The organism is Bacillus timonensis (assembly GCF_004799755.1).
Classification (GTDB): domain Bacteria; phylum Bacillota; class Bacilli; order Bacillales; family Bacillaceae_L; genus Ferdinandcohnia; species Ferdinandcohnia timonensis_A.
Genome location: NZ_SLUB01000003.1, coordinates 1 through 15116 on the forward strand (window position 1 = coordinate 1; position 15116 = coordinate 15116).

16 protein-coding genes and 1 riboswitch are annotated in these 15116 nt (G+C 38.0%); of the genes, 2 read left to right on the forward strand and 14 right to left on the reverse strand.

Translation table 11 applies throughout. The annotated features are described in order from the left end of the window. Positions 1 to 191, forward strand: a 191-nt coding sequence (locus tag E1I69_RS02350) for an ATP-binding protein (protein ID WP_161974828.1), incomplete at its 5' end; no start/stop codon positions are given. 532 nt (positions 192 to 723) lie between these two features. Here E1I69_RS02350 and racE read toward each other — a convergent pair. The 7 genes from racE to E1I69_RS02385 form a co-directional block, all read right to left on the reverse strand. Then, positions 724 to 1518 carry a glutamate racemase gene (gene racE / locus E1I69_RS02355; RefSeq protein ID WP_136378036.1) on the reverse strand — a complete coding sequence of 265 codons (795 nt, stop codon included), beginning with the start codon at positions 1516 to 1518 and terminating at the stop codon, positions 724 to 726. 10 nt (positions 1519 to 1528) lie between these two features. Next, entirely contained in the window at positions 1529 to 1987 is a 459-nt protein-coding gene (locus tag E1I69_RS02360; protein ID WP_136378037.1) for a MarR family winged helix-turn-helix transcriptional regulator, read from the reverse strand. Positions 1988 to 2218: 231 nt separating this feature from the next. Then, positions 2219 to 2443 (reverse strand): spore germination transcription factor GerE, encoded by a 225-nt coding sequence (gene gerE, locus E1I69_RS02365; RefSeq protein ID WP_010678342.1) that lies wholly within the window; start codon positions 2441 to 2443, stop codon positions 2219 to 2221. 166 nt (positions 2444 to 2609) lie between these two features. Then, complete coding sequence (locus tag E1I69_RS02370) at positions 2610 to 3074, reverse strand: acyl-CoA thioesterase (RefSeq protein WP_136378038.1); 465 nt, start codon at positions 3072 to 3074, stop codon at positions 2610 to 2612. A gap of 167 nt (positions 3075 to 3241) precedes the next feature. Beyond that, on the reverse strand, positions 3242 to 4000 hold the full coding sequence (gene sdhB, locus E1I69_RS02375) for a succinate dehydrogenase iron-sulfur subunit (RefSeq protein ID WP_136378039.1): 759 nt from the start codon (positions 3998 to 4000) through the stop codon (positions 3242 to 3244). 1 nt (position 4001) lies between these two features. Continuing rightward, positions 4002 to 5762 (reverse strand): succinate dehydrogenase flavoprotein subunit, encoded by a 1761-nt coding sequence (gene sdhA, locus E1I69_RS02380; RefSeq protein WP_136378040.1) that lies wholly within the window; start codon positions 5760 to 5762, stop codon positions 4002 to 4004. Between the two features lie 71 nt (positions 5763 to 5833). Then, positions 5834 to 6442 (reverse strand): succinate dehydrogenase cytochrome b558 subunit, encoded by a 609-nt coding sequence (locus tag E1I69_RS02385; protein WP_136378041.1) that lies wholly within the window; start codon positions 6440 to 6442, stop codon positions 5834 to 5836. A gap of 395 nt (positions 6443 to 6837) precedes the next feature. On the opposite strand from E1I69_RS02385, the gene E1I69_RS02390 reads away from it, so the two are divergent. Beyond that, on the forward strand, positions 6838 to 7293 hold the full coding sequence (locus E1I69_RS02390; RefSeq protein ID WP_431731853.1) for a YslB family protein: 456 nt from the start codon (positions 6838 to 6840) through the stop codon (positions 7291 to 7293). Positions 7294 to 7382: 89 nt separating this feature from the next. Here the strand turns inward: E1I69_RS02390 and E1I69_RS02395 are convergent, their stop codons facing one another. From E1I69_RS02395 to E1I69_RS02425, 7 genes are all read right to left on the reverse strand, one after another. Continuing rightward, positions 7383 to 8627, reverse strand: coding sequence for an aspartate kinase (locus E1I69_RS02395; RefSeq protein WP_136378042.1), 1245 nt, complete (start codon positions 8625 to 8627; stop codon positions 7383 to 7385). Positions 8628 to 8711: 84 nt separating this feature from the next. After that, a riboswitch (Lysine riboswitch) is annotated at positions 8712 to 8890 on the reverse strand. A 67-nt stretch (positions 8891 to 8957) separates the two neighbouring features. Next, positions 8958 to 10730 (reverse strand): excinuclease ABC subunit UvrC, encoded by a 1773-nt coding sequence (gene uvrC / locus E1I69_RS02400; protein ID WP_136378043.1) that lies wholly within the window; start codon positions 10728 to 10730, stop codon positions 8958 to 8960. A 172-nt stretch (positions 10731 to 10902) separates the two neighbouring features. Continuing rightward, positions 10903 to 11217, reverse strand: coding sequence for a thioredoxin (gene trxA, locus E1I69_RS02405; RefSeq protein ID WP_136378044.1), 315 nt, complete (start codon positions 11215 to 11217; stop codon positions 10903 to 10905). A gap of 384 nt (positions 11218 to 11601) precedes the next feature. Further along, a complete protein-coding gene (locus tag E1I69_RS02410) occupies positions 11602 to 12579 on the reverse strand; it encodes an electron transfer flavoprotein subunit alpha/FixB family protein (RefSeq protein WP_136378045.1) in 978 nt (325 codons plus the stop codon). 71 nt (positions 12580 to 12650) lie between these two features. Then, the gene (locus E1I69_RS02415) at positions 12651 to 13427 is read right to left on the reverse strand and encodes an electron transfer flavoprotein subunit beta/FixA family protein (protein ID WP_136378046.1); all 777 of its coding nucleotides are present in this window, start codon (positions 13425 to 13427) and stop codon (positions 12651 to 12653) included. A gap of 68 nt (positions 13428 to 13495) precedes the next feature. After that, entirely contained in the window at positions 13496 to 14269 is a 774-nt protein-coding gene (locus tag E1I69_RS02420) for an enoyl-CoA hydratase (RefSeq protein ID WP_136378047.1), read from the reverse strand. Between the two features lie 209 nt (positions 14270 to 14478). Then, a complete protein-coding gene (locus E1I69_RS02425) occupies positions 14479 to 15072 on the reverse strand; it encodes a TetR/AcrR family transcriptional regulator (RefSeq protein WP_431731854.1) in 594 nt (197 codons plus the stop codon). Positions 15073 to 15116 lie beyond the last annotated feature (44 nt).

Sequence of the window (15116 nt, forward strand, 5' to 3'; positions counted from 1 at the left end):
TTGATATGCGATATGAAAAGCGAAGTACTATCTTAACAACAAATGTAAATTTTAAAGCATGGGATGAAGTCTTTCAGGAACCTAAACTGGCAAATGCCATTCTAGACCGTATTTTACACCATGCGACAGTCGTGACAATGGTGGGGGATTCCTACCGCTTAAAGGATCATTTTACGATAGAAAATGAGTAATTTTGTACATCCTTAAACAAGCAAAAATGTACATATTTGTGTTGACATTTATATACGAGGGTACGATTAGACCTTATTCTTACCTTCACTCCGGCTCAGGACGGTGCTTGAGGGTACGATTAGACTCTATTCTTACCTTCACTTCGGCTGTGAACCTTATACGAGGGTACGATTAGACCTTATTCTTACCTTCACTCTGGCTCAGGACGGTGCTTGAGGGTACGATTAGACTCTATTCTTACCTTCACTTCGGCCATGGACATTGGGTGAGGGCACGATTAGCCTTTATTCTTACCTTCACTCCGGCCATGGACGTTGCGTGGGGGTACGATTAGCTCCTATTCTTACCTTCACTTGTACTTTGTTCAAACAGTGATGGTAACATTATCCTTTGATTCCTCTAATAGTTATGAAAGCTTATCTTTGAGAACGAAATCACTTTGCACTTTTTCCATGTTCCAAGAAATATAGTGAAATATCTACAATCCAAAGTAAGGCAAACAAAAAAGCCCCACCCCGGGACTTTTCATTCCTATAACTTTACCGATTTCACATTATAGACCGGTTTCTCAAACCAGTTGGTGGCGATTCGTTGGAAGATTTCCTTCTCGCCTGTTGTGAGGAATAAGTGGCTCCTTTTCCTCGCCTTTTTGTTTAAGAGTCCACTATAGAATAATACAGTGCTGACCTCGCGCGCAGTTTCGGCTCCGGAATCGATAAGCTTAATTCTATTTCCTAGATAGGCTTGGATCGTATTACGAAGTATTGGATAATGGGTACAGCCGAGAATCAAAGTGTCAATATCCTTACCTCGTAGTGGCTCAAGTGAATCTGCGACAATTTGTTCAGCTTTTTGGCCGACAAACTCGCCTGCTTCAACTAGTGGAACAAATTGAGGGCATGCAAGGCTTTCGACACTGATTTGATTGTTGATTGATTTTAGTGCATCTTCATAAGCTCCACTTTCAATTGTGTTGACTGTTCCGATGACACCAACATAGTTATTTTTTGTAACCTTTAATGCGGTTCTTGCTCCTGGGTAGACTACGCCGATTACTGGGATGGAAAGCTCTGCTTGGATTTCATCCAAAACGAGGGCGGTTGCTGTATTACAGGCGATAACAAGCATCTTAATTTCATGTGACAATAAATAGTTCGTCATCTCCCATGTAAACTGACGAACTTCTTCTTTAGGTCTTGGCCCATATGGACATCTTGCGTTATCACCTAGATATATGATTTCTTCATTAGGTAATTGTCTAATTATTTCCCGAGCAACGGTTAAACCGCCCACCCCAGAATCTATAACTCCAATTGGTCTTTTCAAACGTTTCGCCTCATTCTACTCGCATTTCTTGATGTAATTTCCTAAGACTTTTTTCTAATTGGATCACTTCTTCGTCAGAGAAGTTTTCCATGATTTCGTGCAAATAATCTTGTCTTTTTTTAATCACTTCCTCGATGATACGTTCCCCTTCTTCAAGTAAATGAATTCGAACGACACGACGATCTTTTGGGTCTTTTACACGCATCACAAGCTCATTTTTTTCCATTCGATCAACAAGATCGGTTGTTGTGCTACAAGCTAAGTACATTTTATTTGATAATTCACCAATTGTCATATCTCCATGTTCAAGTAACCACTGAAGGGCGATAAACTGTGGTGTTGTAATGGTGAAGTTACTTAAGATTTCACGACCTTTTTGTTTAAGTAAGCCGGAAATAAAACGAAGCGATTTTTCGATATCAGCGATTACTTGGTAGTCTTTAGTATCATTGCTCCCTTGAACTGTCATTACATCCTCTCCTAGTAAGGTTTTTTAGTGTAAAACCAACTGCTTTCTCTCGTGTCACAGTTAGTGAAAATATATGATTCGTAAGAACTTCTTCATTTCAGGAAAAAACTATATTATTCTTATTTTCTACTTTTTTCGCGCAAAAAGCAAGTTCAAGTATATCGAAATATGTAGTTGTTGCCTAAATAAGTAACCGGCTACCTTACATGTGTAAAGTGTAGCCGGTAATACTTAAAGTTCAAGTTCTCCCATACGAAGGAGCTCTACAACTGCTTGAGAACGCCCCTTTACTCCCAGCTTCTGCATCGCATTCGAAATGTGGTTACGAACTGTTTTTTCGCTAATGAATAGTTCACTTGCGATATCTTTCGTTGTTTTATCTTGAACTAGTAATTCAAAAACTTCTCTCTCTCTTTTTGTTAGTAGCGGTTTTGGTTGAAACTCTTTCTCCTTCAAGTATTGTAACCCTCCTTGCTAAGGTTCGAGCTGAACTACTGGATGGGTATATATTTAGTCACAATATAGTATGAGAAGGAGAGTATTGCTGTGACTGTTAAAAGGTTGATATGTAGACATTTTCGCGTCCATTTTTTAATGCCTTGGTATATTCGTTCTACTTAGCTCATACAATATAGGTTAGGTGCTTTTTTAACATATGTTTCATCTCATCAGACCATGGTTCCCCTTTTCCTGTTCGCTTAGACATTTGAACTAATGTACTCCTACCGACGAAACAAATGGATCCTTCTTTGTCCTTTGCCATATAATGAATATCCATTGAGGAATTGCCAAGCTGATTTATTTTGACGAATAACTTAAGCTGTTCTCCAAAAAAGACTTGTTTCAAATAGTCACATTGTTGGCTTGCAACTACGGGGATTGCTTCACTGGATTTGTCGGTCCATTTTTGCATAAACCCAATTTTATTAAAATATTGAATTCTTGCTTCCTCAAAATAAGTAAAGGGTACAGTGTTATTTAAATGTCCAAACATATCTGTTTCGGAAAAGCGGACTTGAATCGGTTGAAAAAAATCAAATGCATTCTCCCATGTCTCAATATCATCGATATACGTAATATGTTTCATTCCAATAGCTCCCTTACATAAGATTATTCACTTTACAGTAAAGTGGTGCCTTCTTCTAATGGAAAAGAAGGAATTTTTGAGGTTTCTATAAGTTGTCACCATGGTGACAACTCTTTTCGTAAAAAAGCACTCCTCCATTTACATGAAGGAGTGCTTTCGTATTTCTATTAGACTTGGTCACTACCAAACATATTTCTGAATGCTTGGATAGATGTATCTCTGTTTAGAGCAGCAATAGATGTAGTAAGTGGAATACCTTTTGGACAAGACTGCACACAGTTTTGTGAGTTACCACAGTTTGCAAGACCACCATCGCCCATTATCGCTTCTAAGCGTTCACTCTTATTCATTGCACCTGTTGGGTGAGCATTAAATAAACGAACTTGAGATAATGGAGCTGGTCCGATGAAATCAGACTTGCTGTTAACGTTCGGACAGGCTTCTAAACATACACCACATGTCATACATTTTGATAATTCATATGCCCATTGACGTTTCTTCTCTGGCATACGAGGACCAGGACCCAAATCATAAGTTCCATCAATTGGAATCCAAGCTTTTACTTTTTTCAATGAATCAAACATTCTACTACGGTCAATTTGCAAGTCACGTACAATAGGGAATGTCTTCATTGGCTCAAGTTTAATTGGTTGTTCAAGTTGGTCAATAAGGGCTGAACAAGATTGACGAGGTTTACCATTAATAACCATTGAACAAGCACCGCAAACCTCTTCTAAACAGTTCATATCCCAGGTAATTGGGGCTACTTTATTTCCATTAAGATCTACCGGATTACGACGAAATTCCATTAAAGCGGAAATAACATTCATATTCTTACGGTATGGAACCTTAAATTTTAATACATATGGTTCAGAGTCTGGAGTATCCTGACGAGTTACATGAAATTCAACTGTTTTTTCACTCATCTTAATTTTCCTCCTTCTTCTTTGTATAGTCACGTTTACGTGGTGCAATTAATGAAGTATCTACTTCTTCATAATGGAATGCAGGCGCAGAATCCTTCCCAGTAAATTTAGCCATTGTTGTTTTTAAGAAATCCTCGTCATTACGATCAGGGAAATCAGGTTTGTAGTGTGCTCCACGGCTTTCATTACGGTTATAAGCACCAATTGTAATTACACGTGCTAGCTGAAGCATATTTTGTAATTGACGAGTAAATGTCGCACCTTGGTTACTCCATTTAGACGTGTCATTGATATTAATGTTTTTGTAACGTTCTAAAAGTTCTTGAATCTTTTCGTCTGTCTTTAAGAGCTTGTCATTGTATCGAACAACGGTTACGTTATCTGTCATCCATTCACCAAGTTCTTTGTGAAGGATGTATGCATTTTCCGTACCATCCATTGACATAATGTTATCCCATTTTTCTTGCTCTTGTTTTACGTGGCTATCGAATACAGATGAAGATATAGAATCAGTACCTTTTTTAAGTCCATTGATGTAATGAACTGCATTTGGACCTGCAACCATTCCACCGTAAATAGCTGATAATAGCGAGTTGGCACCTAATCGATTTGCACCGTGCTGTGAAAAATCACATTCTCCTGCTGCAAATAAACCAGGAATGTTTGTTTGTTGGTGATCATCAACCCATAATCCACCCATTGAGTAGTGGACAGCTGGGAAGATTTTCATTGGAACTTTACGTGGATCATCACCCATGAATTTTTCATAGATTTCAATAATTCCACCTAATTTAATATCAAGTTCCTTTGGATCTTTATGTGATAGATCTAGATAAACCATGTTTTCACCGTTGATACCTAGCTTCATATCTACACATACATGGAAGATTTCACGTGTTGCAATATCACGTGGAACTAAGTTTCCGTATGCAGGATATTTTTCTTCTAAGAAGTACCAAGGTTTACCATCTTTGTATGTCCATACGCGTCCACCTTCACCACGAGCAGATTCACTCATTAGGCGAAGTTTGTCATCTCCAGGAATTGCAGTTGGGTGAATTTGAATGAACTCACCGTTTGCATAATATGCACCTTGTTGGTACACAATAGATGCAGCAGAACCAGTGTTAATAACTGAGTTAGTTGTCTTACCAAAGATGATTCCAGGTCCACCCGAAGCCATGATAACAGCATCTGCAGGGAAAGATTGAATCTCCATAGAGTGAAGGTTCTGTGCTACGATACCACGACAAACTCCTTCATCATCTTGAATGATTCCTAGGAATTCCCATCCTTCATACTTGGTAACAAGCCCTGCTACTTCATGACGGCGAACTTGCTCATCTAATGCATAAAGCAATTGTTGACCAGTAGTTGCACCAGCAAATGCAGTACGATGGTGTTGAGTACCACCAAATCGACGGAAATCAAGTAAACCTTCTGGTGTACGGTTAAACATAACTCCCATACGGTCCATTAAGTGAATAATTCCAGGAGCTGCCTCACACATTGCCTTAACTGGCTTTTGGTTAGCGAGGAAATCTCCACCATATACTGTATCATCGAAGTGGATCCAAGGAGAATCCCCTTCACCTTTTGTATTAACCGCACCGTTAATCCCACCTTGTGCACAAACAGAGTGAGAACGTTTTACCGGTACGAGTGAAAATAAATCAACTTGTGTTCCTTCTTCCGCGGCCTTGATGGTAGCCATTAGCCCAGCTAATCCACCACCAACTACGATAATCTTTCCTTGACTCAAAGTAACTCACTCCCAATAAAGAGATCGTTCAACTTGTATATGTAACCGTGAACGTTCAAATATTTAAATTCTTAAACGAAAGCTAAGATTGTTGATACACCTACGTAAGATAATGCAATAAAAATAATGACTGTAACATATGTTGCAATTTGTTGAGAGCGAGGAGTTATTGTAAGCCCCCAACTTACAGCAAATGACCATAAGCCATTTGAGAAATGGAAAATTGTTGAGATTACACCAACAAGATAGAAAATAAGCATTGCTGGTGAACTTAAGATCTCTTCCATCATTTGAAAGTTAACTTCTGCTCCAAAAGCTGCTTGAATACGTGTTTCCCATACATGCCATGCTACAAAAATTAGAGTAATGATTCCTGTTATTCGTTGCAGGAAGAACATCCAGTTACGGAAGAAACCGTATCTACTCACATTGTTCTTTGCGGTAAAGGCAATATAGAGACCGTAAATCGCATGGAATATTAATGGTAGATAAATAATAACTACCTCTAGAAAGATTCTAAATGGAAGATTTCCCATAAAACCAGCAGCACTGTTAAATGCTTCTTCTCCTCTTGTCGCAAAATTATTCGCTGTTAAGTGTACCAATAAGAATACCCCTACAGGAATCACACCTAATAACGAATGGATCCTGCGATTAAAAAACTCACGATTACCTGCCATACTTTAATTTACCCCCCCTTAATAATAAACCGTACCTTTTGGTACTTCATTTTCATTCCTCATCCTGCAAAATTATATAAAAGGACGAATTAAAAACTGACAATTGAAAACCTTTGCAGGAAACTACAAAATACTTTTTTCATAGATAAAAAAACAAATGTAGCCGCAATTTTCTTTTATCAGTATAATGTAACAAATTCATTTTACTCCCATAAAGCAAGAGCGTCAAGGAAACACGTCCACAATTTATTCATGAATCTGATAATATTTTGACACTTTTATTTGGCCTAACCTGTCGTACAAATCCATTTCATATGACAAAAAGAAACAAAAAAATTCATGTGTTTCTTATCTCCGATAGTTTATAATAATGAATGGAGAAAGAGGGGAATGCAGTGAAGAACATGAACATCAATGAACAAAATGTAAACCTAAGCGAACAGACTGTTTCTGTTTTTGGATATGAACTCATACGTGAAATTTTAATTCCTGACCTATTAGGAAAAGAAACTCCACAGATTTTATACTGGGCTGGAAAAAATCTTGCCCGCAGATTCCCCTTACCAACGATTGAAGAAATTATTGCGTTTTTTCATGATGCTGGATGGGGAGACCTTAAAGTAGAGCGTTCAGATAAGAACTCCATTGAATTTCATTTGGATGGTTCCATCGTTTCATCTCGTTTTAAACGTAAGGATATTTGTACCTTCCAACTTGAATCTGGTTTTCTTGCTCAACAAATTCAACAACAGAAAAATCGGATCACCGAAAGCTTTGAACAACAAAAAAGGCGAGCTCAAAGTATCATCTTTACGGTAAAGTGGGACCAGAAAGATATTACCGAAGATTAATTCCTGCACATTTTGTGCAGTTTTTTTATATACAAAAGGGGCGCCCAAAAGCTAATAAACACCTTTGAACGACCCTGTTTGAAATTAAATTATAGTCTCACTTTTGCTTTTTCTTCTTCAACTGCAGCTAAATTAAATGAATCATGTAAAGCTTCAACCGCACACACCATACTTGCTTGATCGACAACAGTAGAGACTTTAATTTCGGATGTACTTACCATTTTAACTTCAATGTTTTCTTGTGCAAGTACCTGGAACATATCAGCTGCAACCCCTGGATTTGAAACCATTCCAGAGCCAACAATCGATACCTTCGCTAACCCATCTTCATGTTGGATGCTTTCATATTTTAATAAATCTTTATTATTTTCTAAAACAGCTAATGTATCGCGTAAATCTTGAGTTTTTACTGAAAATGAAATATTTGTATGATTCTCATCTGTCTGGTTTTGAATGATGATATCTACGTTTAGACCATTCTTTGCAAGTGTACCAAAGATGGTTGAAAGTGTGTGTAATTCATTTGGTAATCCAGAAACGGTTACCCTTGTTATTTGGTCTTCAAAAGCAATTCCCCTAACAACTAGATTCTTTTCCATTGAAACTTCCTCCTCAATAACGGTTCCATTTTCTAGCTCTATACTTGAACGAACTTCAAGCGGCATTTCAAAGTTTTTGGCAAATTCGACTGCACGTGGGTGAAGTACGCCTGCACCTAGGTTCGCAAGCTCCAGCATTTCATCATAGGAAACGGAATGAAGTTTACGAGCAGATGGTACTACACGAGGATCTGTTGTATATACACCTGTTACATCTGTGTAGATATCACATTTGTCAGCATTTAATGCTGCTGCAAGTGCAACAGCGGTTGTATCAGAACCACCTCGTCCAAGAGTTGTTATATCTCCAGAGCTACTGATCCCTTGGAATCCTGCAACGACAACGATTTTGCCTTCTTTTAAGCTTTCGTTTACTCTTGAAACTTCAATATTTTCAATACGGGCATTGCTATGTATAGCCTCCGTTTCAATTCCAGCCTGCCAGCCTGTATAAGATACAGACTCATGCCTCTGTTCCTGTAGGGCCATTGATAATAGAGCAATTGTGATTTGTTCACCTGTACTTAGCAACATATCCATCTCGCGTTTACTTGGCGAGCTTGTTATTTCATTTGCTAGGCTCACAAGCTGATCTGTTGTTTTACCCATTGCTGATACAACAACCACAACTTGATTTCCTGCTTCCACTTCTTGAATAACGCGATTAGCAACATTTTTAATTCTATCCGGTGACCCTACAGAGGTGCCTCCAAACTTTTGAACGATGATCCCCATGCTTATACCCTCTCCTTCAAATAATAAAAAAACAGCAATGAGATTATCTCATTGCTGTGATATACGTAAAAACAACGTGTCACACCGTGAGATAGCTCTCCAAGATGAATTCATCTTGACAATCTTACGTCTCTTAAACATAAGACCAGCAAAAAAGGATATGAGTCCTTTTTCACTTCGGCAAACTTTCCTTTCAGCAATCATCATAGGGGCTCATCCCCCTCCTATTGCATACTGATAAAGCTTGCACCTCTATCATCACTTCAACGTAATGAAGTGTAATATTATATTAGTTAGGATTATATCAGAGTATTTTTAAAATAGCAACGACTATTCCTTTAATTTTTCATAGATGGCTTCAGCTGTAGGGCGAGGAATATTCGCTTGTTGAATTTCCTCAATACTTGCTTCTTTTAACTTCTTGATTGAGCCAAAATGCTTTAGTATTGCTTTCTTTCGTTTTTCACCGACCCCAGGAATATCATCAAGCACTGATTGAAAAGCACTTTTCCCACGAACTTGACGGTGAAAGGTAATCGCAAAACGGTGTACTTCATCTTGAATTCGTTGGAGTAGATAAAACTCCTGGCTATTTCTTGGTAATTCTACAATTTTAGGCGGCTCCCCAATTAATAACTCTGAAGTCCTATGCTTATCATCCTTCGCTAGCCCTGCTAACGGGATTACTAATCCTAACTCATTTTCTAGAATATCCCTTACTGCAGCAAGATGACCTTTTCCACCATCAATGAGGATTAAGTCAGGCAATGGAAGGTTTTCTTTGAGTGCGCGACTATATCTTCTTCGCACTACTTCCCGCATTGATTCATAATCATCAGGACCTTGAACCGTTTTAATTTTGTATTTTCTGTATTCCTTTTTATCTGGTTTCCCATCTGTAAAAACAATCATTGCTGAAACAGGGTCTGCTCCTTGGATATTTGAGTTATCAAATGCCTCGATTCGATGTGGAGTGTATATTCCCAATCGTTGACCTAAGTTCTCTACTGCCTTGATTGTTCTCTCTTCATCACGTTCAATGAGAGTAAATTTTTCCTTTAATGCGATTTTAGCATTTTTTGTTGCTAAGTCTATTAGTTGTTTTTTCTTTCCCCGACTAGGCTGTTGAACATTTACTTCTAGTAATTGTTCAGCAATCTCATGATCAATTGAACTAGGAAGTAAAACTTCTTTTGGTTTAAAATGATTTTCTTTCAAATAGAATTGACCAAGGAAAGTTAAGAAATCTTGTTCAGGCTCATTGTAAAATGGGAATAAAGAAACATCCCGTTCTATTAATTTACCTTGACGAATAAAAAAGACTTGAACACACATCCAGCCTTTATCGTAGGAATAACCGAAAACATCTCGATCGATAAAATCGGTCATCGTCATCTTCTGTTTTTCCATTGTTGTTTCAATATTTGTGATTTGATCACGGTATTCTTTTGCTCTCTCAAAATCAAGTTCTTCCGAAGCCTTTATCATTTTTTCTGTTAATTCCAATTTAATCTCTTTATATCCACCATTTAGAAAGCGAATAATATCGTCTACCATCTTTTTATTTGTTTCATCAGATACTTCGTTCACACAAGGAGCAAGACATTGACCGATATGATAATACAAGCAAACCTTATCTGGTAGCGTTGAACATTTTCGCAAAGGATAAATCCGATCTAATAGTTTTTTTGTTTCAGTTGCAGCTTGTACATTCGGGTATGGTCCAAAATATTTACCCTTATCCTTCTTCACCTTCCGCGTTATCAACAAACGAGGATGTTTTTCAGCAGTAATTTTAATAAACGGATATGTCTTATCATCCTTTAGCATGATATTATATTTTGGATCATATTTTTTAATTAAGTTTATTTCTAATAGGAGTGCTTCAATATTTGAAGATGTTACAATATATTCAAAATCCTCAATCTCATTTACAAGTCTTAATGTTTTACCATCATGCGACCCTGTAAAATAAGACCGAACACGATTCTTTAACACTTTCGCTTTTCCTACATAAATAATGGTTCCTTGCCTGTCTTTCATTAAATAACAACCAGGCTGGTCCGGTAATATCGCTAATTTTTCTTTAAGATGATCGTGCATTTTTCACCACTCCATCTGTTATAAAATCTAATGTATCTTTGTGCATTTACATCTAGATAAGCCGTACCTAATATTGTAACATTTTATGCAGAAGTTGTATGTGTAAAAATAAGGAATTCCTTTTATTAAAAAAGAGCAAACAAAAAAAACAGCCTAGCGGCTGTTTTTTGGATTAATAATGGTTAGCTAGTCTTCCAGCTAGAGCTTCTTTTGGTTGGTAACCAACTACTTTGTCAACAACTTCACCGTTTTTGAAAACAAGTAAAGTTGGGATGCTCATTACACCAAACTTAGCTGCAGTTTCTTGGTTATCGTCTACATCAAGCTTTACGATTTTTACTTTATCTCCAATTTCAGAATCTAATTCTTCTAATACTGGAGCAATCATCTTACAAGGTCCACACCAAGGTGCCCAGAAATCTGCTAAAACTACACCTTCTTTTGTTTCTGTGTCAAAAGTTTGATCCGTTACGTTTGTAATAGCCATTTAAACCCCTCCTAAATATGTTACAACTTTGAAATTATACCAAGAGTATAACATCTGGAATGTCATTTTACGAATGATTTGCTTCAACATCTAAAATTAGCTAAAACAGGATTGATAAGACTAGACACTATAATCATCTTCCCCAAATTATTACGCTGATATGTATGGAATCAGAATGACAGATAGAAAAAGACGCCCACATAGGACGTCTTTTTGCGTATTGCGGCGAGAGACAACACTCCACATAGTGCTTGCCAATAGGCAGTTCAACTCGACTTATGCAATTGAGCTCATCGCTTGCTTAGTATACCATATTTTATTCAAGAGTAAATAGAAAAAATCATCCATATATAAAGCGAGCTAGTTAGCTCGCTTCGCTACATATTATGCATTTACTTTTAATTTCTTGAATTCTTCTGTAAGCATTGGCACAACTTCAAATAGGTCTCCAACGATACCGTAGTCTGCAACCTTGAAGATGTTTGCTTCAGGGTCTTTGTTGATTGCTACGATTACTTTAGAGTTTGACATCCCAGCTAAGTGCTGAATAGCTCCCGAGATACCACAAGCGATATATAAATCTGGCGTAACTACCTTACCCGTTTGACCAATCTGAAGAGAGTAGTCACAGTAATCAGCATCACATGCACCGCGGGAAGCGCCTACCGCTCCACCAAGTACATTTGCTAATTCTTTTAATGGTTCAAATCCTTCTGCACTTTTTACTCCACGTCCACCTGCAATCACAACTTTCGCTTCAGACAGATCAACACCTTCCGTTGCCTTACGAACCACTTCCTTTACAATTGTACGTAAGTCCTTAATGTCAACGGATAAAGATGTAACTTCTCCAGTACGCGATTCATCTTTTCCAAGTGGGGTAATATTGTTTGGGCGAACACTTGCGATTATCAATCCGTCCGTCACAATTTTCTTTTCAAACGCTTTACCTGAATAAATAGGACGAGTAAAAACAATGTTTCCACCAGCACTTTCAATTGCCGTTACGTCTGAAATTAAACCAGAATTAAGTTTACTTGCAATCTTAGGTGATAGGTCTTTACCTAATGCAGTGTGACCAAATACTAAACCTTCCGGTGATTCGGCATCAATAACAGCTAACACAGCCTGAGAGAATCCATCAGGAGTATAAGATCCTAATTTCTCATCTTCTACTGTTACAACCCTGTCTGCACCGTATTGGATTAATTCATTTGCCAATGAACTTATCGAGTCTCCAACCAAAACTGCAACGACTTCTCCACCTTCAGCCACTGTTTTACCAGCTGCAATAGCCTCAAAAGATACGTTACGTAACGCACCATCACGTGCTTCTCCTAGAACTAAAACTTTTCTTGACATTATGCGTAACCCCCTAGATTAGTTGAGTGATTTTCTTGAAATTGGATACAAAAACATCTATTCAGATTCGGTTATACTACCTTTGCTTCATTATGAAGAAGTGATACCAGTTCTTTGACTTGGTCTTCTAATTCGCCTTCAAGCATACGACCCGCTTCTTTTTTAGGTGGAAGGTAGATTTCAATTGTTTTTGTTTTTGCTTCTACATCATCTTCATCTAAATCCAAATCATCTAACTCAAGCTCATCAAGTGGCTTTTTCTTCGCTTTCATAATGCCAGGTAAGGATGGGTAACGAGGCTCATTTAATCCTTGTTGACATGTGACTAATAATGGTAAAGAAGTTTCAATCACCTCAGAGTCCCCTTCTACGTCCCTAACGACTGTTACGTTTGAGCCATCAACCTCAAGCTTTGTAATGGTTGTTACATAAGGAATATCTAAAAGTTCTGCAACACGTGGACCGACCTGACCTGAACCACCGTCAATTGCAACATTTCCACCTAAAATGATATCGGCATCCTTATCCTTTAAGTATTCAGCTAGTATTTTGGCGGTCGAATACTGATCTCCATCTTCTAAGTCATCTTCTGTATTAATCATTACGGCTTTATCTGCACCCATGGCTAACGCTGTACGTAATTCTTTATCGGCTTCATCAGTCGTAGCAACTGTTACAACCGTTACTTCTCCACCATTTGCATCGCGAAGTCTAATCGCTTCTTCAACCGCATACTCGTCATAAGGGTTAATAATAAATTCAGCACCATCTTCACTGATTTGGCCGTTGTTTACAACGATTTTTTCTTCTGTATCAAATGTTCTTTTCAAAATAACAAAGATGTTCATGTGTTTCCCTCCTAAGGTTTGTGCTTTTTCGTCAAAATCTATGTGTTTTCTTAAACACTTGTTATCTGTTATTTTCCTTTAAACGTTGGTTGTCGTTTTTCGACGAACGCAGTTATTCCTTCTTGTCCATCTTCGGAGACAAACATTTCACCGAATAAAACAGCCTCTCGTTTAACTGTTGCTTCATATTGTTCAGTTTTCATTGAGTTTAACAATTCAATAGTTGCTTTTAACGCTAAAGGGCTTTTTTGGGCAATCTTTTTTGCAATCTCCAACGTTTCCTCATGAAGTTTTTCTTCTGGGAAAGCCTGATTTGCAAGACCGTATTGGACTGCTTCGACGCCGCTAATCGGGTCACTTGTCCACAGCATTTGAGCAGCTTTAGCAATTCCAACGTAACGTGGTAAGCGTGCAGAACCCGCAAATCCCGGGACAAGTCCAAGCTGCAACTCAGGTAAGCCAAGTTTCGCTTTTTCACTCACAAGACGGAAGTGACATGCCATTGCTAGCTCTAGCCCACCGCCTAAGGCTGCACCGTGAATACTTGCAATAATCGGTTTTGGGAATCGTTCCATTCTTTCAAGTATGGTTTGACCCTTTCTTGCAAGATTAGAAAATTCTTCACCAGAGTTGATTGTTGTAAATTCTTTTATATCAGCCCCAGCAGAGAAGAATCGCCCTTCCCCATGTATAACCAAAACTCGCACAGAATCATTAGACTCTAGTGTCTCTAGCAAACTTGTAAGCTCTTTCAAAACTGCAGTCGATAATGCATTTGCTGGAGGACGATTAAAGGAAATTGTAGCGATGTACTCATCAATTTTTACTTTAAAAAACTCCACTAAGATCCCTCCTATAATGTATATGTATGTAACACACCTCTAAAATAACTCTTATAGGAAGTTCAAAAAGTTGGTTGAAGATGACACATCGAATTTCTTCGTTGGCTTGCTTCTCCGTTCCTCACGTATTAACTGCATACGTTGCGGTACTCAAAGCTACACCGCCTCGAACTTCTCGGTCCTTTTCAACCTCCTTTTGAACACTTACTTTACTGGCGTGTCTTTCCACAACCATTTACTAATAAGGCATGAACATCTTTTGCCAATGCTGACAAATCATATTTTTGCTCGTTCATCACCCACGTGGTTGCTGTTTCATCAATCGAGCCAAAAATCATTTGTCGCGCTAACCGGACATCAAGATTCGGATTAAACTCACCGTTTTCTTTACCAAATTGGATAATCGTTTCGATTGTTCTTAAATATCCTTTTAGGACTTCATTAATTCGGTGTCGTAATTCCTTATTTGATTGTCTTAATTCCAGCTGTGTAACGATTGCAAGGTGATGATCAGCAGATAAAAGTTCAAAATGTTTTTCGACCAATGTTAATAACTTCTCCGCCGCACTCGTTTTTCCTGCTATCTCAGCTTCAATTTTTTCAATAAACTCTCCCATTTTTTCATGGAATAACGACACAAGAATGTCCTCTTTATTTTTAAAATAGAGATAAATCGTCCCGTCCGCCACGCCTGCTTGTTTCGCAATTCTTGAGACCTGTGATTGATGATATCCATTTTCTGCAATGACAACTACTGCCGCATCTATGATTTGCTTGTATTTTGGTTTTGTTGTTTTTTTCAAGACCTTACTTCCTTTCAGAAAAATGAATGAATAGTCATTCATAT